General features: G+C 43.9%; 17 protein-coding genes. 3 read left to right on the forward strand and 14 right to left on the reverse strand.

Annotated elements, in window-relative coordinates; all coding sequences use genetic code 11:
* Positions 1-7: 7 nt before the first annotated feature.
* On the reverse strand, positions 8-2,014 hold the full coding sequence (locus R7E78_RS12220) for a TonB-dependent siderophore receptor (protein ID WP_176311500.1): 2,007 nt from the start codon (positions 2,012-2,014) through the stop codon (positions 8-10).
* A 116-nt stretch (positions 2,015-2,130) separates the two neighbouring features.
* On the opposite strand from R7E78_RS12220, the gene R7E78_RS12225 reads away from it, so the two are divergent.
* Together R7E78_RS12225 and cueR are read left to right on the forward strand one after the other, a co-directional pair.
* The gene (locus R7E78_RS12225; protein WP_213972720.1) at positions 2,131-3,099 is read left to right on the forward strand and encodes a helix-turn-helix domain-containing protein; all 969 of its coding nucleotides are present in this window, start codon (positions 2,131-2,133) and stop codon (positions 3,097-3,099) included.
* Positions 3,100-3,186: 87 nt separating this feature from the next.
* The gene (gene cueR / locus R7E78_RS12230; protein WP_005376627.1) at positions 3,187-3,573 is read left to right on the forward strand and encodes a Cu(I)-responsive transcriptional regulator; all 387 of its coding nucleotides are present in this window, start codon (positions 3,187-3,189) and stop codon (positions 3,571-3,573) included.
* Positions 3,574-3,615: 42 nt separating this feature from the next.
* Here the strand turns inward: cueR and vctC are convergent, their stop codons facing one another.
* The 13 genes from vctC to rbsD form a co-directional block, all read right to left on the reverse strand.
* On the reverse strand, positions 3,616-4,371 hold the full coding sequence (gene vctC / locus R7E78_RS12235) for an iron chelate ABC transporter ATP-binding protein VctC (RefSeq protein ID WP_005376629.1): 756 nt from the start codon (positions 4,369-4,371) through the stop codon (positions 3,616-3,618).
* Positions 4,372-4,373: 2 nt separating this feature from the next.
* Entirely contained in the window at positions 4,374-5,324 is a 951-nt protein-coding gene (gene vctG / locus R7E78_RS12240) for an iron chelate uptake ABC transporter permease subunit VctG (RefSeq protein WP_005376631.1), read from the reverse strand.
* Complete coding sequence (vctD, locus tag R7E78_RS12245; RefSeq protein ID WP_017820306.1) at positions 5,317-6,252, reverse strand: iron chelate uptake ABC transporter permease subunit VctD; 936 nt, start codon at positions 6,250-6,252, stop codon at positions 5,317-5,319. The genes vctG and vctD overlap by 8 nt, the downstream gene beginning before the upstream one ends.
* A 22-nt stretch (positions 6,253-6,274) precedes the next feature.
* The gene (locus tag R7E78_RS12250; RefSeq protein WP_005376635.1) at positions 6,275-7,183 is read right to left on the reverse strand and encodes a siderophore ABC transporter substrate-binding protein; all 909 of its coding nucleotides are present in this window, start codon (positions 7,181-7,183) and stop codon (positions 6,275-6,277) included.
* 163 nt (positions 7,184-7,346) lie between these two features.
* Positions 7,347-8,027, reverse strand: coding sequence for a Crp/Fnr family transcriptional regulator (locus R7E78_RS12255; protein WP_318057912.1), 681 nt, complete (start codon positions 8,025-8,027; stop codon positions 7,347-7,349).
* Positions 8,028-8,161: 134 nt separating this feature from the next.
* Positions 8,162-8,893: a nucleoside phosphorylase gene (locus R7E78_RS12260; RefSeq protein WP_017635382.1), complete on the reverse strand. Its 732-nt coding sequence runs from the start codon at positions 8,891-8,893 to the stop codon at positions 8,162-8,164.
* A 10-nt stretch (positions 8,894-8,903) separates the two neighbouring features.
* The gene (gene pnuC, locus R7E78_RS12265) at positions 8,904-9,635 is read right to left on the reverse strand and encodes a nicotinamide riboside transporter PnuC (RefSeq protein ID WP_025767870.1); all 732 of its coding nucleotides are present in this window, start codon (positions 9,633-9,635) and stop codon (positions 8,904-8,906) included.
* 499 nt (positions 9,636-10,134) lie between these two features.
* Positions 10,135-11,157 carry a substrate-binding domain-containing protein gene (locus tag R7E78_RS12270; RefSeq protein WP_065275231.1) on the reverse strand — a complete coding sequence of 341 codons (1,023 nt, stop codon included), beginning with the start codon at positions 11,155-11,157 and terminating at the stop codon, positions 10,135-10,137.
* Between the two features lie 35 nt (positions 11,158-11,192).
* Positions 11,193-12,110, reverse strand: a complete 918-nt coding sequence (rbsK, locus tag R7E78_RS12275) for a ribokinase (protein ID WP_005373140.1) — start codon at positions 12,108-12,110, stop codon at positions 11,193-11,195.
* Positions 12,111-12,333: 223 nt separating this feature from the next.
* Positions 12,334-13,212, reverse strand: a complete 879-nt coding sequence (rbsB, locus tag R7E78_RS12280; protein WP_005373143.1) for a ribose ABC transporter substrate-binding protein RbsB — start codon at positions 13,210-13,212, stop codon at positions 12,334-12,336.
* A gap of 87 nt (positions 13,213-13,299) precedes the next feature.
* The gene (gene rbsC / locus R7E78_RS12285; protein ID WP_005373145.1) at positions 13,300-14,283 is read right to left on the reverse strand and encodes a ribose ABC transporter permease; all 984 of its coding nucleotides are present in this window, start codon (positions 14,281-14,283) and stop codon (positions 13,300-13,302) included.
* The gene (gene rbsA / locus R7E78_RS12290; RefSeq protein WP_017820312.1) at positions 14,280-15,785 is read right to left on the reverse strand and encodes a ribose ABC transporter ATP-binding protein RbsA; all 1,506 of its coding nucleotides are present in this window, start codon (positions 15,783-15,785) and stop codon (positions 14,280-14,282) included. The genes rbsC and rbsA overlap by 4 nt, the downstream gene beginning before the upstream one ends.
* Positions 15,786-15,808: 23 nt before the next feature.
* Positions 15,809-16,228, reverse strand: coding sequence for a D-ribose pyranase (rbsD, locus tag R7E78_RS12295; protein ID WP_005382620.1), 420 nt, complete (start codon positions 16,226-16,228; stop codon positions 15,809-15,811).
* A 473-nt stretch (positions 16,229-16,701) separates the two neighbouring features.
* Here rbsD and R7E78_RS12300 point away from each other — a divergent pair, with 473 nt between their 5' ends.
* Positions 16,702-19,062: an EAL domain-containing protein gene (locus R7E78_RS12300; RefSeq protein WP_318057913.1), complete on the forward strand. Its 2,361-nt coding sequence runs from the start codon at positions 16,702-16,704 to the stop codon at positions 19,060-19,062.
* Positions 19,063-19,199 lie beyond the last annotated feature (137 nt).

Below are 19,199 nucleotides of genomic sequence, written 5' to 3' on the forward strand. Positions count from 1 at the left end.
AACCTTGTTAGAATTGATAAGCTGCAGAGAGCTTGAAGTTGCGACCCGGCTCGTAGTCATCAAGCGTGAAGCCACGTGCAGTACCCGAACGAGACGCATGAGAGCTGTACAACTCGTCAAATACATTATCAATACCAAAGGTCACCGACAGTCCATCAATATCAGACGGCACCCATTGAGCGTATAGATTATGCACATCATAACTTGCTTTCTTTGGCTGACCATCAAAGACGTTGTCTTCCTCTAGAACAAACATTGAGTTCCACCCGAAGATCGTTTCTAAAGCGTCTGACTGGTAATCCAAAGTTAGAGCAATGCTATCACCCATATCAATGCTACGCCCATTGCCCCCAGCAACAGGACCACCAGTATTCTTGTTTTTGGTGTCCGACTTAGAGTAAGAAAGTTTGCTGTTAAACTTGTCGTAACCATAAGAAGCACTTGCCTCAAAGCCTTTAATCTCAACATCACCTAAGTTGTAAATCAGGTAAGTTTGAGTCGCGTTTTGGTACTGATCTGCAATGTAATCATCAATTTCCGTTTGGAATACCGTAATATTCGCCCCAAAGAAATGCTTATCAAAGGTTTTATCAAAACGAACACCACCCTGCGTGTTCAATCCCGTTTCTGGCTTTAACCCATCCTCTAAAAATGCAACGTCTTGGTAAGCAATAAAGGTTTCCATTAGCTCTGGACCTTTAAATAGAGAACGTGCACTCGCAAACAACGTCCAATCTTGAGTCACCGCCCACTCTGCTGCTAGAGCCCAAGTCACATCATCATAATTACTGGTTCCTGTCTCAGCTTTGCGTTTGTAATCATCAAAGCGCATACCTGCGGTAATAAAGAAGGCATCAGAGAAGAAGAACTGATCTTCTACAAACAGTGCGGTTGAAATCGCCGATTCGTCCATAAACTTACGACTACCGTAGTAACTCGAAGACGTTTTATCCATGTAGTCGAAGCCATAAGTGACTCGATTATCAAACTCACCTAACATAACATCTGACTGGAATTTGCCATTCAAACCAAAGTTTTGGTTTTTGGCGGTGTTCTTTGATAAACGGTTCGAGGGCCAACGAGGGGCCATCACCGTTTCGTCACGTTTAATTTCTGTCTCGGTATTATAAAGAGTGACGTTTCCTTGGTGTTGTTCGCCTCGCAACTCGTAACTCAAAGTAACGGTATCGCGGTCATAATCCGTAGGGATAAGTAACTTGCTCGACAGGCTATTATTTGCACTACCAGACATATCAGGACGCGGACTGTAATCTCCACTGTCTCGGTACATGTCATAAGAGAGCTCAAAACGATGGATGTCATTTAGTTCATACCCCAGCTTAGCCAGAATGTTGTAAACATCACCTGCAGCACCATAGGTTTTATTGCCATCACCATCTTCAAAATCATCACGCGTAACGTAATGGCCATAGACCATCGCATCAATGTTTTCGGACAAAAGTCCGTACAGTGTCAACGAACCTTGTTGGTTGTCGTTGGATGCATAGCCGCCATAAACACGCGCACCAAACTTTTCATCGTAACGAAGTAAGTCACGAGCGTCTTTCGTTTCAAAGTAGACCGAACCGCCTAACCCGTTTTGAGTCACAGAGTTATTACCTACCTTAATGTCCGCAGATTTGAGAATGTCAGGGTTCAACGTCAAGTTACCAATATGATGGAACATGCTCGCATGCTGAGAAGCACCGTCAAGACGAATGTCCAAATCGGTTTCGCTCAAACCACGAATCGTAATACGTTGATTCACAGAGTGTGTGCCACCAACATCCACACCGGGAATATCGCGCAGTAAATCAGACATGTGATCCGCTTGCTTCAGTGACATGTCGTCCGCAAACATCGACTCAGTGTTGCTGGAAACTTTCGTTCCCCATACAACGACCTCTTCAAAATGTGACTCAGTATCTTGAGCTAAAACAGGGGTTGATAGCGCCATTCCCACTGCAAGGCAAAGGCTTGAAAGCTTGATAGGTGAACAAGCAGGGCTTTCCATAACTTAATTCCTAAATATTAATGATAATAATTCTCAGGTATAATAAGCATGAGTTTTATAAATACAAAGGCGATTTGGTTATGCGAAATCGCACAAGTGTTATGAGGAAGTGTCAAATGCAGGAAGTCACAACAAAACGAACTAAAATTGCCAAGATAGCTTTAACCCAAAGACTAGAGGCGACAGAGAAACAATGGATTGTCACGCAAGGCCAACCTTATCAAACTCAACTGGCCGAAGGTAAGTTCCTATCATATCAGTACAATGATCAAATTTTTGTTCATGGCGGGCGTTGTCTAGAACTTATTGATTCGAATATTGTTTCTACTGCACACGCCTCACTGCTGGTCACTATTCTTTTAGAAGGTAGACTCTCGTTTGGCTACGACGATTTGCAATTTGATTTAGACGCGAGCGACGGCCCTAAGGGTGTAGTGGTGAACTTACTCAAACCTGCAAATTTTCGTCGTTCACTGCTCAAAGATAACCTCATTAATAAGATCAACATATTGGTTAAGCCCCAATGGCTAGAGGCCCGCCTTGAGCAAAATTGTAGTCATCGAGCCTTTTTTAACTCTCATCAGGCGTTTCAACAGTTGGAGCTTAACCAGACGCTATGCGAGCTGGCTGAAACGTTAACAAATAGAGAAACACCGCAAGAGTTCCAAGAGAAGCTAGAGGTCGAAAGCTTGATCTATCAAATATTACATCAAGCCACCAAGCAAATTCCTAAGAATTTCAGTGCTAAAAACAGCAGTATTGAACGACACATTGATGGTCGGATTGAGGATATTGTCAGCTATATTGAAACTCACCTTGATCAAGAACTACGCTTGGAAAAGTTGGCGAGCCAATTCTCAATGAGTGTTTCAAACCTGCAGCGCCGATTTAAACAATCACTTAATATGACCATAAACGGCTACATTCGTTTTCGACGTCTTGAGATTGCTAGGCAACATTTGGAACGTGGCCTAGTGACGATAACAGAAGCCGCCTATGAAGCCGGATACCACCACCCTTCTAACTTCACTTATGCCTTCAAAAAGGCATTTGGTGTGCCACCACATGAAGTGATTAAAGAGTAAGGGGACTCTAGGTAACTGACTGTTATTTAGGAGTGTCTTATCCACAACATCGGTATATACTCGCCTTAAACGTTATGGAGGTTAAACATGAATATTGGTGCTGTCGCGAAGCTCACAGGGCTTTCATCTAAGTCGATTCGATTATATGAAGACAAAGGGATCATATCTCCACCAGCGCGCAGCGACTCTGGCTATCGCGAATATTCAGATAATCATATTCAAGAGCTTAACTTGGTATCACGCGCAAAAAGCGCAGGCTTTTCGTTGCAAGAATGCAAAGAGTTCGTACAACTTGCTCATAACCCCAACCGCAAAAGTAGCGAAGTAAAAGCAAGAACCATGGACAAACTGAGAGAGGTTGAAGAAAAAATTGCACACCTCATGGAGATCAAAACGCAACTTGAAGGTTGGGTTTCTTCTTGTCCTGGAGATGCAGAGAGCCGATGCCCAATCATAGACGAGCTCACCAAGTAAGCCCGCCTATCTATTGATCTCGTTAAAAACGAACTAGCTCGCTTAATGATAAGTACACATACGCTTACCGTTTAACTCTATGATGTTAAATGGCGTTTCGTAGATGTCCTCTAGCGTAGACGCTTGAATAACCTCTTCAACCGCACCACTCGCCACAACTTTACCTTTCTTAAGCGCCAATATGACATCTGAGTAACACGCCGCGAAATTAATATCATGAATCACGACCACCATAGCTTTATTCATGTCATGGGCTAACTGCTGCACAACTTTCATGATCTGAAGAGAGTGTTTGATATCTAAGTTATTAAGAGGTTCATCAAGAAAGACATAATCTGTATCTTGTGCAATCACCATAGCAATAAATGCAAGCTGTCGCTGACCACCACTTAATTCATCCAAGTATTTGTCTTGAATATCTTGCAAATCTAAGTAGTCGATCGCTTTTTCTATGACCTCATGATCTTCTTTAGTCAGATTTCCTTTAGAGTATGGGAAACGACCAAAAGAGACTAACTCTTTTACGGTAAACCGCATTGTAATCGAGTTAGCTTGGCGAAGTACTGCCAGTTTTTTCGCTAGCTCTTTTGTGTCCCATTCCGCGATTTCCTTGCAATCAATGATAACACTACCGCCATCTCGCTCCGTTAAGCGCGAGGCCATAGATAACAGCGTGCTCTTTCCCGCGCCATTTGGACCGATAATCGATGTTACCTTGCCCTTTTCAAACTGAGTATTGGCCTCGTCTACGACTTTGTTTGAACCGAAAGCCTTCGTTAATTTGTCTATTACTATCATATTTATACAACTTTGTTTTTCAGCAGCAGGTATAAGAAATACGCACCGCCGATAAAGTTAATTACGACACTCAACGTCGTCTCAAAACTGAACACGTTTTCGATTATCCATTGCCCCGCAAGTAATGAACTGATGGATAAAAACGAACATCCGACCAATAGCGTTTTATGTTGGTAACTTCGGAACATTTCTCGGCTTAAGTTGGTCACTAGTAAACCAAAGAACATGATTGGCCCTACCAAAGCCGTAGAAATAGCAATCAAAACCGCCGAGATAATAAACACATTTCTCGTCACTTTAGGTACATCAACACCCAAACTTTTCGCATTGTCTTGGTCGAGCCAAAACACATCTAAAGTGCGATGCATCCTAAACAACAACCAACATGCAAACATCAAAGCCGGAGCACTAAAGTAAACCAAGTTCACTTTGACATTATTGAAACTGGCGTACAGTTTCGACTGAACAATTGCATATGTGTTTGGGTCCATCAGCAAAGAAAAGAATGACGCCGCATTGGAAAATAGCTGACCAAAGATCAAGCCGACCAATAGCAACGTAATCAAGTTCTTGCTGCCTTTTGAAAAGTAAAACCCAAACAGCAGTAGCGAAAACGACACCATTACAATTACTGCAATCGCGAAATTGACGTACAAGTTAAGCACTAAGGTACTCAACCCACCAAAAATCAACACGATCAAAATTTGGGTTAACACATACAGCGCATCAAAACCCATGATACTTGGCGTTAAAATTCGGTTGTGCGTAATGGTTTGAAATACAAGTGAAGACTGAGCAATGGCCACACCCGCTAGCACTATCGCCAATACTTTAGGAACTCTACGAGACAAAAAATATTGGTAGTTGTCAGCCGTTAGCCCAATACCAATAAACAGACACGCGAAAAGAATCGCAATGCCACCTAGCAGCAGGATTTTCGTTGAATCACGCATGTTGCTTACCTCGCAACAACATAGCGATGAATACCACGCCACCCAATATGCTGATCACGATAGAGATTGGCATTTCATGAGGGAAAATAATTAAACGACTCACCAAGTCGCAACACAACACCAAAATCGCCCCATACATGGCCGTAAGCGGAATGTTCTTTTTGAGATTATCGCCATAAAAGTGACTCACGAGATTCGGTACAATCAGCCCTAAGAATGGCAACTGGCCAACAATCATCACGACACTTGCTGACATGATGGACACCAATAGCACGCCAATCGTCACAACCTGCTGATAATTCAAACCCAAGTTAATCGCGAAATCTTTTCCGATACCTACGGCAGAGATCCTTGCGGCAAAAAGATAGCTGAGGATAACCATTGGTACCGCGATGTACAGCAGTTCAAAATCACCACGCAAGATGTTGGCGAAGTTTGCGACTGTCCAAGCATTCAGACTTTGAAGTGCATCATATTTGTAAGCGATAAACGTAGTCATGGATTGGATGACATTGCCGAAAATAATCCCGACAAGAGGCACAAAAACCACGCTCTTAAATTGAATGCGCTGAATAAAGAAAACAAACGCTAGCGTCCCAAATACCGAGATGCCGAATACGAGCCAAAGGTGATTATCATTACCAAAGAAAACCACGCTCAGTACGTAGCCCAACATGGCACATTCGATCGTACCGGTTGTAGAAGGTGCAGCAAATCGGTTCTGGCTGATTTGCTGCATGACAAGTCCCGCAATACTCAAGCCAGCACCAGCAAGCAGTATGGCAAATAAACGTGGTATACGGCTGGTAAAGAAAAGCTCTAATGCTTTCTCATCACCTGAAAAGAGTTGTTGGGGCGTCATGTTTGCCACCCCAACAAATAACGAAACCGTGCTTAAAACCACAAGGGTTAGCAATAACTTCTTCAAAGTTAACCTCTGCTATCTTGGATTACAGTTCAACGGTTTGCTTTATCTCACTGACCATTTTTTCTGTTGCTGTCACACCAGACATCGACAAGTACCACGCGTCCACATCTAAATAAGTGATTTTATGATTTTTATATGCCGCAGTAGCTTTGACTAAGTCGTTATCCATGGATTTACGAATATCGTTATCCGGCGTACCTGTCAGAGAATTTCGGTCAACCACGAGAATATTTTTCGGGTTAGCTTCACGAATAAACTCATAAGAAATGACATCTCCGTGAGTGCCCGTTTTCACGTGCTCAACCGTTTCCAAGAAGCCAAAGTCGTTATAAATGACGCCAAATCGCGACTGGGCACCAAACGCGCTGATGTTGTCACCCATGCTCAAAATCGTTAATGCATCATTTTTGTTCGATTGGTTGTAGTCACGGATTGCTTTGAATTGAGCATCTAGCGCTTCAATTTTCTGCTCTACTTTTTCTTCGATATTGAAGATCTTACCAATATTGCGCCATTGCGCTTGCGTGCCTTCCCAATAGCCTTGGTTCTCTTTCGCCGCAAAAACAACTGTAGGGGCAATTTCACTCAGCTCTTCATATTTCGCAGACGCTCGCGGACCAACCAAAATCAAATCCGGTTTTTGCATGTAGATGGTTTCAAAATCAGGTTCAAACAAACTACCCGCAGAGGTGTAGTTATCTTTGCTGTATTTTGAAAGGTAACTAGGAAGATTAGAAGAGTTAGATACTGCAACAGGATCGATACCAAAGTTGTCCAACGCATCTAGCGGGCCAAAGCCAATCACAACCACACGCTCTGGGGATTGTTCTAGCTCTGTTTGACCCATGTAGTGGTCAATCACAACTTTAGCAGCGAAAGAAGGAGAAACAGTAAATAACGACAGCATAGCCGCACCAACGAATTTTTTCATTTTGTTAAGCCTTAATGAGATCTATTATCATACGCGTTCGCAATATAACGCTACTCTTTAATGCATTCAACAAAATTTAAGGTACTTTACATTAGTTACGTTTACTCAAGACTTAGATATATCAAAGACTTATAAAACCCATCAGTTCCAATACCTGGGCGTATCATTCATGCGCTTCAATAAACGCTTTGAGTGCCAGCTCATCAATAATCTCCAAACCGTTGTCCGTTTTTGTAATCAATCCCTTTTCAATCAAGTCCTTAACTGCACGTCGATAGACTCGGCCTGAGGTACCAAACCGCTCAGCCTCTTGGTTCACTTTATCAAAACCACCAAGCAACTTATCCGTCTGATTACGGACGAGAAGATCATAGGCAATGTTGTAAGTAATGGGATGCAACAAACGATTAGTGTAGATATCCATGGAGTCTTGATAATCCTCAGCCAATGCTGAAGCGAAGAACACCATCATTTGGGGATGATTTTGCAGTGCTTCGGTTAGTTTTTGGATACAGATAACATCAACCTGCATATGTTCATCTGCTATCACATTCCATTGACAAGGAGTCTGAGTGAAGAACTCCATTTCACCATAAATATGATAGTCGCAGTTAGCTTCCCCTAATTGAAAACGTCGTCCATTTGCGGCCAATATGTTCATCGAGACTCGACCTACTGGCACAACATACAAGTGCTGAAGTTGCTCACCTTGGCGGAGAATTGCTTCCCCAGCATCAAAGTAACGCGAATTTATTTGGCATTGATAAATCAAATCGCGAAAGGTGGCACTCTTTTCTTCAAGGTATGTTTTGAAGCGACCAGTCGGATAAGGGCTGATTTTCATTTTCTGCTCTCTCAGAAAAAGTTACGGACAACTATTTAAGGTGGATTGTACCCCGTAACTCCAAATAAAAAAGCGACAGTGACCTGTCGCTTTACATCTATTCTGTTTATGTGACTTACTGAGATAGAGACTGGCTAACGCTGAGCAACCAAGGCTTCTAATGCCGTAATCGCGGCACTCTTCTCACCTTGCATCATTACTTTGGCTTCATCAACGTACTGACCAACACCTTCTTTCACATCTTGTTGATACAGCACCACGTTGTTTAATATCGAAGCCACATGAAGGCCTCGTAGTCGACCGACCGTAAACAGCGCAGAGGTTTCCATATCGGCACCTAAGATGCCTTTCTTGTTCCAATGTTGGCATATTGCATCTTCGTCATCGGTATAGAAACTGTCGTGAGAACGCACCACACCAAAATGATAATGCACTTTTTGCATCGACAAGTAACGCTCAACTTCCTTTAACAGTGAAAAGCTTGCGTAGGCTGGATAAGACGAATCGACATACGCTTTAGAGCCGCCCTCATCTCTTACCGCGCCTTCGGCAATGATCAACTCGCCAAGATGAATGCCTGATTGCATTGCCCCCGCAGATCCAACGCGTACCACATGAGTCACACCGCACTGTTTTAGCTCTTCCACTGCGATGATCATCGATGGCGCACCTATACCTGTACTACACACTGAAACAGGCTTGCCTTTGTAGTTGCCGGTAAACACACGGTACTCGCGGTTTTCCGACACCATTTCTGCATCATCAAATAATGCCGCGATACGATTCGCTCGATCTGGCTCGCCGCATACAATAACGAGGGGAGCGATTTGTGTTTCATCCACTCCGATATGAGGTTGTTTGGCCATTTTTCGTTCCTTACGCAGCAGCGTGCGCTAAGGTTTTATCGCCATTGCGCTTAGCGCTACGAGCCCACTCACGCGTGCCATTGGCAGCGATGAACATAAGAATCGCGTACTGAACAGACATTGCGTAAACACCTTGCGTCGCGTAGATACCCACACTGATAATGTTAATCACAACCCATAGAATCCAGTTTTCGACGTATTTACGTGTCATCAGAATTTGTGCAACAACAGAAAGTACTGTCATGGTTGCATCCCAGAACGGAAACGCGTCAGGTTCAAGCACCGGTTCAGCCAAGCCAGCACCAAAGAGATTCAAGCTATCAACAGCAATGTTTGCTAGCGCAAAGAAAAATGGGTCGATATAGATCGTTAATAATGCGATACATGCAACGCTAATAGAGGCAGTAGTAATAAGTTTCTGCTTATTTAACCAGCGAACTTCCAGCGTTTCACCTTGTGCGTTTGGACGGGTCCACGCATACCAGCCGTAAATGTTCGCACAGAAGAAAAACAATTGAAGAAGCAATAATCCGTATAACTGAATTTGAAAAAAGATAACGGCAAAAAGCGTGACATTCAGCAAACCGAATAAGTAGTTGATGGTTTTTTCTTGGCTGGCAAACCAAATGCAAAGCAGTCCAAAAACTGTACCGAAAGCTTCGATCCAACTCATTGCGTAGCCGTCGCCGATCGGAATGTTAACGAGAGTATTATTAATATCGAGTAAGGCAAAGAGGTCCATAACATGTCCTTTATTATTTTGTTTGGAATACGCTTATATTAGAGCGTGATCCCCAACAAAAAGGAGGACATTTGTCCTCCTCTTGATGCACTCGATCATAATTCAGTTCAATGTTTACTTGAAAGCAATAAATGATGCTATTGGACGATGTTGGAAATAGACCTGCCTATGAATCCAAGCCTAGATAGCGTTTTTTGAATGCAGAAGCTGATGCAAATAAAGCTGACGCCAAAAGTGTAATAATAAAGCCAATTGCGTACTCAAATGCTTCATTAACCAGTAGCTGATAGCAGCTCACAAAAAAAATCAATACAACTGTAATAACATTAACTCGGTGAAACCAAGGGTGTTTTACAGATAACTTAGCGTAACCTTTTGATAACATTTAACTAATCCGCCAGACAACAATTAATAGTTTTATTTATAATCAAGGACGATAGTAAGGCTTTATCGTATAAAGAGAAACGACTTTTTTAATTTTTTAGCTCAACATCACACGTCATTCAGTGACGTTTGACTTTAACCTCTTGACGCTTTTTCGTTCCACTAGAGCCGGTTCTAATTGTACGACCTGTGCCTCTGTTGACTTTTCATCCAACTTTCGGACAAGAGTCTCAACGGCAGCCTGCCCCAAACGGTACTTAGGCTGATGAATGGTAGTTAGCGATGGCGACATAAATTTCGCGATATGGATGTCATCGTAACCAATAATGGACAGGTCGTCCGGCACTTTAATATCGAGCTCATTTGCGGCGTTAATCACCCCCATCGCCATCATATCGTTAGAGACGAAAATCGAGCTAGGTAATGCGCCACGCTGAGCCATTTTTTTGAACGCTTGATACCCACCCTCACATTCGAAGTCCGATTCAATGATCCAATTGGCATTAAATTCCAAGCCCGCTTCGTTCATTGCTCGCTTATAACCTTCGTATCGCATTTGCGCTTGGTGTTTAATCAAAGGGCCAGTGATGCACCCAATTTCGGTATGGCCGCAATCAATTAAGTATTTCGCCGCTAAGTAACCGCCACGAAGTGAGTTGTCTTGGATTTTATCGCTTGTAAATAGCATCGGCCCCCAGTCCATTACCACAACTGGGATATCTGGGTAACGCTCAAACACATCGATACGCTCTCCTTCTAGCGACGAGCACATCAAGATCAAACCATCGACACGCTTTTGCAATAGCGTATTAATGGATTGACGCATACGTTCGTTATCACCCTCGGTGTTACATAAAATGAGGCTGTAGCCTTTTTGGTAGCAGCTGCGCTCTACGCCTTTTACGACTTCGCCAAAGAATGGGTTAGTTGAGGTTGTCACGAGCATACCAATGGTTTTGGTACGATTGACTTTGAGGCTACGCGCCAACGCAGAGGGCGCGTAGTAGTTAAGCTCTTTTGCGGCATTGTTAACGCGTTCAGAGATCTCTTCGCTCACAAAACGCGTCTTGTTAATAACATGGCTCACTGTTGAAGTGGAAACCCCTGCCAGTTTTGCGATGTCTTTCATCGTCGCCATGTTACTACTCCTATTTTAATGAGGCGTTGTGCGCCTTATTGTTCAGCGAGAAACGCGTCCACCTCTTCGCGGGTTGGAATCGACGTTTGCGCGCCAAAGCGGGTCACAGAAATTGCAGCCGCCGCATGTGCAAACTTAATCGCTGATTCTAAAGGTAAATCTTCTAGGAGACCAGTGACGAATGCCCCATTAAATGTATCGCCCGCAGCGGTAGTATCCGTCGCTTCAACGCGGAAACCCGAGATGATTTCGCCTCGACCGTTTTGGCTTAGCCAAACGCCTTTTGCACCGAGTGTGATCATGACAATTTCTATACCTTTACCATGTAGCACATTCGCCGCTTCTTGCGCGCTTTCGTTGTCTGTTACAGTAATACCTGTCAGAACTTCAGCTTCCGTTTCATTTGGCGTAATCACGTCAATGTAAGACAGTAATTCATCTGACAATTCACGAGCTGGCGCAGGATTCAAAATGACATTGGTTTTGGCATCTTTCGCGATTCGCGCAGCTTTCTCAATGCCGCACATCGGCGTTTCCAATTGCATTAGCAAGTAATCTGCTTGGCGAATACGCTCTAAATCTGGCTCAATCGCTTCTGCTGTCAGTTTGGCGTTCGCTTCAGCTGAAATGCAAATGCTGTTCTCACCACTGTCCGACACTTGAATCATCGCGATACCTGTCGGGCAATTTGGCTGCATCTTCACACCAGTGATATCGATGCCGTCCATTTTGAAGTTTTCGCGAATGTTAATGCCGAATGAGTCGTCGCCCACACAAGCGATAAAACCGATGTCTGCATTTAATCGCGCCGCCGCGACGGCTTGGTTGGCACCTTTGCCACCTGGGATAACTTGATAGTTGCGACCATGCAGCGTCTCGCCTGGGCGAGGGAAAGAAGGCACTTGAAGAACATGGTCAGCGTTTACACTACCTAACACCACTAACTTATTCATACGGTTATCCTCGGTTCTGAATGAACCCTTTTTAAAAACTGTTTAGGAAAATACATTAGATGACTTTAACTTCTCTTCCTGACGAAGGAGTCTCGATAAAAAGCCAAAGGCATCTATACCCCACACTTTGCAGTATTTTGGGTAAGTTTGCCCTCACCTCCTAAACGACAGATATAAACGGAGGAGAGAGCAAAAATTAGGATGATTTATTGGAACTTGAAACTTACTTAGTGACTACTTTTAGTGGTACTGGGATGTACTCTTCTACTTCTTCACCTTTCAAAACTTTGTCAGCCGTTTCAACACCTAAAGCACCGATAAGGTCTGGTTGCTGAGCAATAGTTGCCGCTAGTTTGCCACGGTTAACTGCTGCAATGCCGTCTTCCGTACCATCAAAACCAACGATAACGACATCTTTGCCAGAAGCTTGAACTGCGCGAAGTGCACCTAGCGCCATTTCATCATTCTGTGCAAATACCGCTTGTACATCCGGGTTAGCCGCTAGCAGGTTTTCCATTACGTTTAGACCTTTTGTGCGGTCAAAGTCAGCTGGTTGGCTAGCAAGAAGATCCATATCGCTGCCCTTCACGGCATTCATAAAGCCTTCACCGCGCTCACGCGCTGCCGATGTGCCCGCAATACCTTCAAGTTGAATGACTTTTGCTTTTTCGCCTACTTTTTCCATGATGTAGTGGCCTGCCATTTCACCACCAATTACGTTGTCCGACGCGATGTGACTCACGACTTCACCACGGCTTGCACCACGGTCTAATGTCAACACAGGGATCTTAGAACGGTTCGCCATACGAATTGCATTAGACACTGCATCAGAATCCGTTGGGTTGATAAGAATTGCTTTTACGCCGCGAATACTTAAATCCTCGATGTTCGACAGTTCTTTACTCGGGTCATTTTGCGAGTCCAGTACAATTAAGTCGTACCCCAATTCTTTCGCTTTTGCTTCCGCACCGTCTTTCATCGTTACGAAGAACGGGTTGTTTAGCGTCGAAACCACAATCGCCATGGTATCTTGAGCTTGCGCCGCTACCGATACGGTTGAAGAAAGAAGTGCAGCAGAGATCAGAGTTGCAAGTTTTTTCATCGTTCTAGTCCTTTGTGTAGGGTGAGCCAGTACACGTCCCCTGACTCGGTTTGTATTCACTGTTTTATATATACAGATTGTTATGAATTACTTGTTTTTGTTGTCTACCAATACCGCAAGCAAGATAACCACTGCTTTTGCAATCATTTGGTAGTAGGAAGAAACATCAAGTAGGTTAAGTGCATTGTTCAAGAAACCGATGATCAGCGCACCAATCAAGGTACCCATGATACGGCCTTTACCGCCCATCAAGCTGGTACCGCCAAGAACAACCGCTGCGATAGCGTCTAGCTCGTAGCCCATACCTGCTGTTGGCTGCGCCGAAGAAAGACGAGACGTTACAATAATGCCTGCAAGCGCTGCTAACATACCGCAGATGGCGTAGACACCAATCTTCACTCGGTCTACATTGATACCTGATAGACGCGTCGCAGACTCGTTGCCGCCTAGTGCGTAAACATAGCGACCAAAGCGCGTGTGGTTAAGTAAATACCAAGCCGCTGCAAACACAACCACCATTAACCAAACAGGAACCGGAATGCCTAGCGCGTAGCCAGTACCAAACCATGCGAACGCATCCGCGGTGTCAGTAAAGCCTGTCGAGATTGGTCGACCTTCGGTGTACACCATGGTCACGCCACGTAGTAACGTCATGGTAACCAGCGTAGCGATAAATGCCTGCACCTTACCCTTCGCGATAATGATACCGCTGATCGCACCTAACGCTGCACCTGCGACTAAAGCAGTGGGAACCGCCACCAGCACCGGAACCTCAAGCGCAATCATGCTTGCCGCAAAGGCACCACACAACGCCAATACCGAACCAACACTTAAGTCGATGCCTGCTGTTAAAATAACTAATGTCATACCCACTGCGATAATGGCATTCACGGAGGTTTGACGAAGAATGTTGAGAATGTTGTCGACCGTAAAGAAGTTCGGGTTCAAAAATGACACAACAACGATCAGAAAGATCAGAGCTATCAGTGATTTTTGTTCAATCAGCCACTCTTTTGTGAACAACTTCTTGTTGCTCGTTTCGGTTGGTTTGCTCATGGTATTCGTACTCATGCTGCTTCCTCATTGATCTCTTTGCCTACGGCACAGGCGAGTAATTTTTCTTGATCGGCGTCTTTCGCATCAAATTCGCCAGTGATACGACCTTCATGCATCACTAAAATACGGTCGCTCATGCCGAGCACTTCAGGCATCTCGGAAGAAACCAAGATGATGCTCATGCCTTCGGCCTTAAACTTGTTGATGAGCTGATAAATCTCTTTTTTTGCTCCGACATCAACACCACGTGTCGGCTCATCCAGAATCAGAACTTTAGGTTTCGTCATTAACCCTTTCGCTATCGCAACTTTTTGCTGGTTACCACCAGATAAGTTGCCGATGATTTGATCTCGCGTTGGGGTTTTAATGTTGAATAACTTAATAAAATCTTCCACTGCAATCACTTCGTCGCTGTGTTGAATCTGGAAGCCTTTGGTCAGCTGGTTTAGCGAACAAAGTGACATGTTATCCTTAACTGAAAGACCTAAAACCAAACCATCGCCTTTGCGATCTTCAGAGATGTAAGCGATACCATTTGCCAAGCCATCTTGCGGGCTAACCGGGTTAATAGTTTTGTTATCAAGATTGATAACGCCATGCTCACTAGGTAATGCGCCGTAAATGACTTTCATGAGTTCAGTGCGGCCTGCGCCCATCAAGCCAGAAATTCCAAGAATCTCACCACGCTTGAGAGTAAAGCTCACATCCTGAACGCCAGACCCAGTCAAACCAATGACTTCAAGACAAGTTTCGCCATGTTGGACATCAATACGTGGATATTGCTCTTCTAATTTTCGGCCAACCATCATTTCAATTAGGCCATCTTCATCAGTGTCGGACACCTTGCACTCACCGATAAACTTACCATCACGAAGCACGGTAATGTCGTCACAGATTTCAAAGATTTCTTTAAGACGATGCGAAATGTATACGATGCCGCATCCTTGCTCGCGGAGCTCATTAATCACTTTAAACAGTGATTCCGTTTCGGTATCGGTCAATGCGTCCGTTGGCTCATCCATAATGATGACTTTCGACTCAAACGAAAGTGCCTTTGCTATTTCCACCATTTGTTGTTCACCAAGGCTTAAATCGCCAAGCAATGTTTTTGATGAATGCTTTACATTGAGGCGTTTTAAAAGCTTGTCAGCTTCGTCATACATTTTGCCCCACTGGATACGCCCTAAGGATCCAGTGAACTCTCGTCCCAAGTAAATATTTTCGGCAATCGTCAGTTCAGGAATCAGGTTCAGCTCTTGGTGAATAATGCTAATACCAGCTTCCTGTGAATCGCGTGGACCTTTAAAGGCCGCCGGCTGACCTTGATATTGAATGCTCCCCGCATCCATGTGGTAAATGCCTGTCAACACCTTCATTAACGTTGACTTGCCTGCTCCATTTTCACCCATCAGCGCCATAACACGGCCTGGATAAACATTCAGGCTTGCTTTGTCGAGTGCTTTTACGCCCGGAAACGCCTTCTCAATTTCGCTTAGTTGTAGAATGGCTTGAGTCATAATCTGTCCTCAATATCTCTGGCTTAAAAAACCACGCCCGCTTGGAAAATAACGTTCGCATATGGCGAGCATTCGCCCGTTCTTACGATAGCGCGACTTTGGGCCGTGCGTGCTTTAAACGCTTCATGTGACACGTAGCTCACCTCAATAGATTTGCCCGTTTCTTCACTCTCTTTGCTCAGTTCGTTGAGCAACGCTTCATGCAAAACTGGGCTTGCATCAGAGAACTCTTCCGCAATGATGACCCCTTCGATTTGGGACTCAGATAGAATTACGCGAACAGTATCAAGAAAACTTGGTACCCCATGCGTTAGCGCCAAATCGATTCGCTGAACATGCTCTGGGATTGGTAGACCAGCATCACATATCGTGATCTCGTCGGTGTGGCCTAGCGTCGCCACCAAGTAAGAAATATCTGAGTTAATTAGGGTACTTTTTTTCATCTCATCGACCTTTCGGTTACACGTTCATACAACCATGAGCGCCTGTTTTAAAGTGTTTTCGTTATTAACAGAAAACTCATCGAAACGTTTCGATGAAATAATAATTCGTCATCGCAATTTGACCAGTGTGAGATCGATAAGGTGTGAGAATGATCTGTAATTCAATTGTCATTGAATAGGAAAAGTGCACTTGAGTCACACTTTATCATCGAAACGTTTCGATGACAGTATTTCCCTGTCATTACAGTTAGGTTTTATACAGGGAGGGAGGAAAAGAGACGTCCAACTACTGAGAAAACCTCTAGTTAATAAGCTCGAAACCTTTCACGTCATCACAATTCTTAGATAGCTGCCTGATTTTGGAGAACGCTCACCTTACAATCTGGTTACAATTTGCCAAAACACATCATCCGTTCAGTACCTTACCTGGTACGCGACGTTTGTAGGGACACAAACGGAAACTAAGAACCATAATGAAGTTAAGCAATAGAGTCATTTTGCTTGTCGCGCCAGTGATCTTATTAAGCGCGTTAGTATCTAGCTATATTATTTATAGCATTCAAAAAGTGACGCTCATCAAGCGGGAAGACAGCTATATTCAGTTGCAGATGGAAAAGCTCGCCGGGCAGTTTCGACAAGCGAATATTTTTCTTAATAGCTATGCCTATACGCTCAGTAAAAGTGATGTATTACAAGACTATTTGGTAGATCATAACAACCCCTATCGTGAACGAGTCTTGTTTAACCGATTAGACGAGACCGCTGAAGTATTGAGCCATGGTTACAAAGGCGATGCGAGCATGGCGATCCTCGACGGCAAACAAAACCTTCTCTACTACACAGAAAACAAATATTACGAATCATCGGGCGTGGTTGACCCAAAGGTGTTAGAGTACATATCACGAAGTTTCAATGAGAGAGAGGCTTTCAGTCACACTGGCTTTATTTATAACTCCAGTGGACAAAGCATTCTTCTTCAATATGAGGTCGTCGACAAAAGAACGGGGACTCCCCCTTTGAGCTTTGACTCGAAAAATGTGTTTTTTGTGGTAGTTTCCGTATCACTTGAAGCCTTTAACGAGATTAAGCATGACATCGAGTTTGACACGCACAGCGTGATTACTTTCGCCGACAAACCCATTTATCTTGATATTCCTCTCGCTCAAACCATTGAGCTGCTGCCGCACTTTTATGCCGTGCTTTCTCCTGCCGAATATTTAATGTGGAACAAAGTCGATAAAGTGTGGCTAGAACTTGCTTTCTCCTTTGGCGTAGCGGCGTTTTTCACCATCACATTAATCATTTTGGTGTTGTACCGCTATGTGTTGCGTCCTGTTTCTCGCCTTGATAAGCAGCTGAACGAACTTGAATCTAATCAACGTGACAATATTGAAAAGCTAGAAACAAACGATGAAATAGGACGCCTCTCTGCACGCTTTTTTGATATGTATGAGGAACTTAATGTCATCTATAAAAAGACAAAACGCCTAGCTGAAACGGATCACCTGACGCAACTTGCCAATCGCCATCGTTTTCATGAGCTTGCCACTCGTGAACTTATCTCCCCTTCGCAGTTTCTGTGGGTTGTTTACGTCGATCTTGATAACTTTAAATACGTGAATGATAAATACGGGCATGAATTGGGAGATAACTTATTAAAAGTGTTCTCATCACACATCAAGAATGCTTGTCAAAAGTTCTCGCACGATTACAACAGCCCCTGCTTTGCCGCCAGGTTATCTGGTGACGAATTTGCAATTTTGCTGAGCTCAAATCAAGAGGTAAAACGCTTGCCTGATTTGCTTGCATCAGAGTTACTAAAACCAATTAGTAATCTCAGTTCATCTTGGAGTAATTCATTTCCCGTTACGGCAAGCGTAGGTATTGCACAATATCCTCAAGACGGTACTGACATCGCGAAGTTACTCTCCAGTGCCGATGCGGCTATGTATCAAGCAAAACGGGCAGGGAAAAATCAATACGCCTATTATTCAGCCGCTCTCAATATTGAGTCTCAAAGACGAAGTCAGCTTGAACGTGCGCTCCGAAAAAGCAATGTAGAGGAAGAATTCCACCTTGTTTTTCAACCCTATATGAACAATCGAAGCAACGAAATTGAGGGGTTAGAAGTCTTGTTGCGCTGGGAAGCCGAAGGTATCGGCCCTATCCCCCCAAAGGAGTTTATTCCAATTGCAGAGCAAGCCGGATTATTTGATAAAATTGACCGCTGGGTTTTCGCAAATGCAACGGCGGAATACCATCAATTAAGGAATATTTTCGGTAAGGATATTGTTCTTTCGGTCAATCTTTCATCAGCAGAGCTAAACTCGATAGAAATGGCAAACTACATCCATGAACAAGCGACACTGCACAGTGTTAAACCAGAATGTATTGAAATAGAGATAACTGAAACCTTTGCCGCAGAACAACAAGGCACGGCCCTACTTGATGAGCTATCAAAGCGTGGCTACCGTCTTGCAATTGATGACTTTGGTTCTGGTTACACATCGTTAACTCAGCTCGTTCAGTATCCGGTTCAAAAAATCAAATTTGATCGAGAGTTCCTCGTTACATTGATGAACACCAACAACGGCCATGTGATCAAACCTATTATTGAGCTATGCCATGCCCAAAATAAAACGGTTACAGCAGAAGGTATTGAACACAATATGATGCATGAATGGCTATCGGCATACCGCTGCGACTATATGCAAGGCTATTTATTTGGCAAACCAATGACTAAAGAACAATTGAGCTTGTGGTGGCAATCGGCAAATGACGACAGTCGATTTGATGCGTCCATGGTCAGCTCAATTAGGGTTTCAAGAACATAAGTTAAGGGGGAGACGTACAGCAGTCACAACTGTGGCGGCTGTATTTAGCTGTATATGAGCTTCATTGATAGATGCTCAGCTTTTGTTCCCCCATACCTATATCTATGACTTTAGTTGAGTAAATCACTATTTATTCG

It is taken from the genome of Vibrio sp. YT-19(2023), from assembly GCF_033337395.1.

What these genes read in the sequence shown, in the direction of transcription:
- vctG (WP_005376631.1), bottom strand. Translation starts at nt 5,324, where the DNA reads ATGCGTGATTCAACGAAAATCCTGCTGCTAGGTGGCATTGCGATTCTT.
- rbsD (WP_005382620.1), bottom strand. Translation starts at nt 16,228, where the DNA reads ATGAAAAAAAGTACCCTAATTAACTCAGATATTTCTTACTTGGTGGCG.
- vctC (WP_005376629.1), bottom strand. Translation starts at nt 4,371, where the DNA reads ATGATAGTAATAGACAAATTAACGAAGGCTTTCGGTTCAAACAAAGTC.
- cueR (WP_005376627.1), top strand. Translation starts at nt 3,187, where the DNA reads ATGAATATTGGTGCTGTCGCGAAGCTCACAGGGCTTTCATCTAAGTCG.
- rbsK (WP_005373140.1), bottom strand. Translation starts at nt 12,110, where the DNA reads ATGAATAAGTTAGTGGTGTTAGGTAGTGTAAACGCTGACCATGTTCTT.
- R7E78_RS12260 (WP_017635382.1), bottom strand. Translation starts at nt 8,893, where the DNA reads ATGGCCAAACAACCTCATATCGGAGTGGATGAAACACAAATCGCTCCC.
- pnuC (WP_025767870.1), bottom strand. Translation starts at nt 9,635, where the DNA reads ATGGACCTCTTTGCCTTACTCGATATTAATAATACTCTCGTTAACATT.
- R7E78_RS12255 (WP_318057912.1), bottom strand. Translation starts at nt 8,027, where the DNA reads ATGAAAATCAGCCCTTATCCGACTGGTCGCTTCAAAACATACCTTGAA.
- R7E78_RS12300 (WP_318057913.1), top strand. Translation starts at nt 16,702, where the DNA reads ATGAAGTTAAGCAATAGAGTCATTTTGCTTGTCGCGCCAGTGATCTTA.
- R7E78_RS12220 (WP_176311500.1), bottom strand. Translation starts at nt 2,014, where the DNA reads ATGGAAAGCCCTGCTTGTTCACCTATCAAGCTTTCAAGCCTTTGCCTT.
- rbsB (WP_005373143.1), bottom strand. Translation starts at nt 13,212, where the DNA reads ATGAAAAAACTTGCAACTCTGATCTCTGCTGCACTTCTTTCTTCAACC.
- R7E78_RS12270 (WP_065275231.1), bottom strand. Translation starts at nt 11,157, where the DNA reads ATGGCGACGATGAAAGACATCGCAAAACTGGCAGGGGTTTCCACTTCA.
- R7E78_RS12250 (WP_005376635.1), bottom strand. Translation starts at nt 7,183, where the DNA reads ATGAAAAAATTCGTTGGTGCGGCTATGCTGTCGTTATTTACTGTTTCT.
- rbsA (WP_017820312.1), bottom strand. Translation starts at nt 15,785, where the DNA reads ATGACTCAAGCCATTCTACAACTAAGCGAAATTGAGAAGGCGTTTCCG.
- rbsC (WP_005373145.1), bottom strand. Translation starts at nt 14,283, where the DNA reads ATGAGTACGAATACCATGAGCAAACCAACCGAAACGAGCAACAAGAAG.
- R7E78_RS12225 (WP_213972720.1), top strand. Translation starts at nt 2,131, where the DNA reads ATGCAGGAAGTCACAACAAAACGAACTAAAATTGCCAAGATAGCTTTA.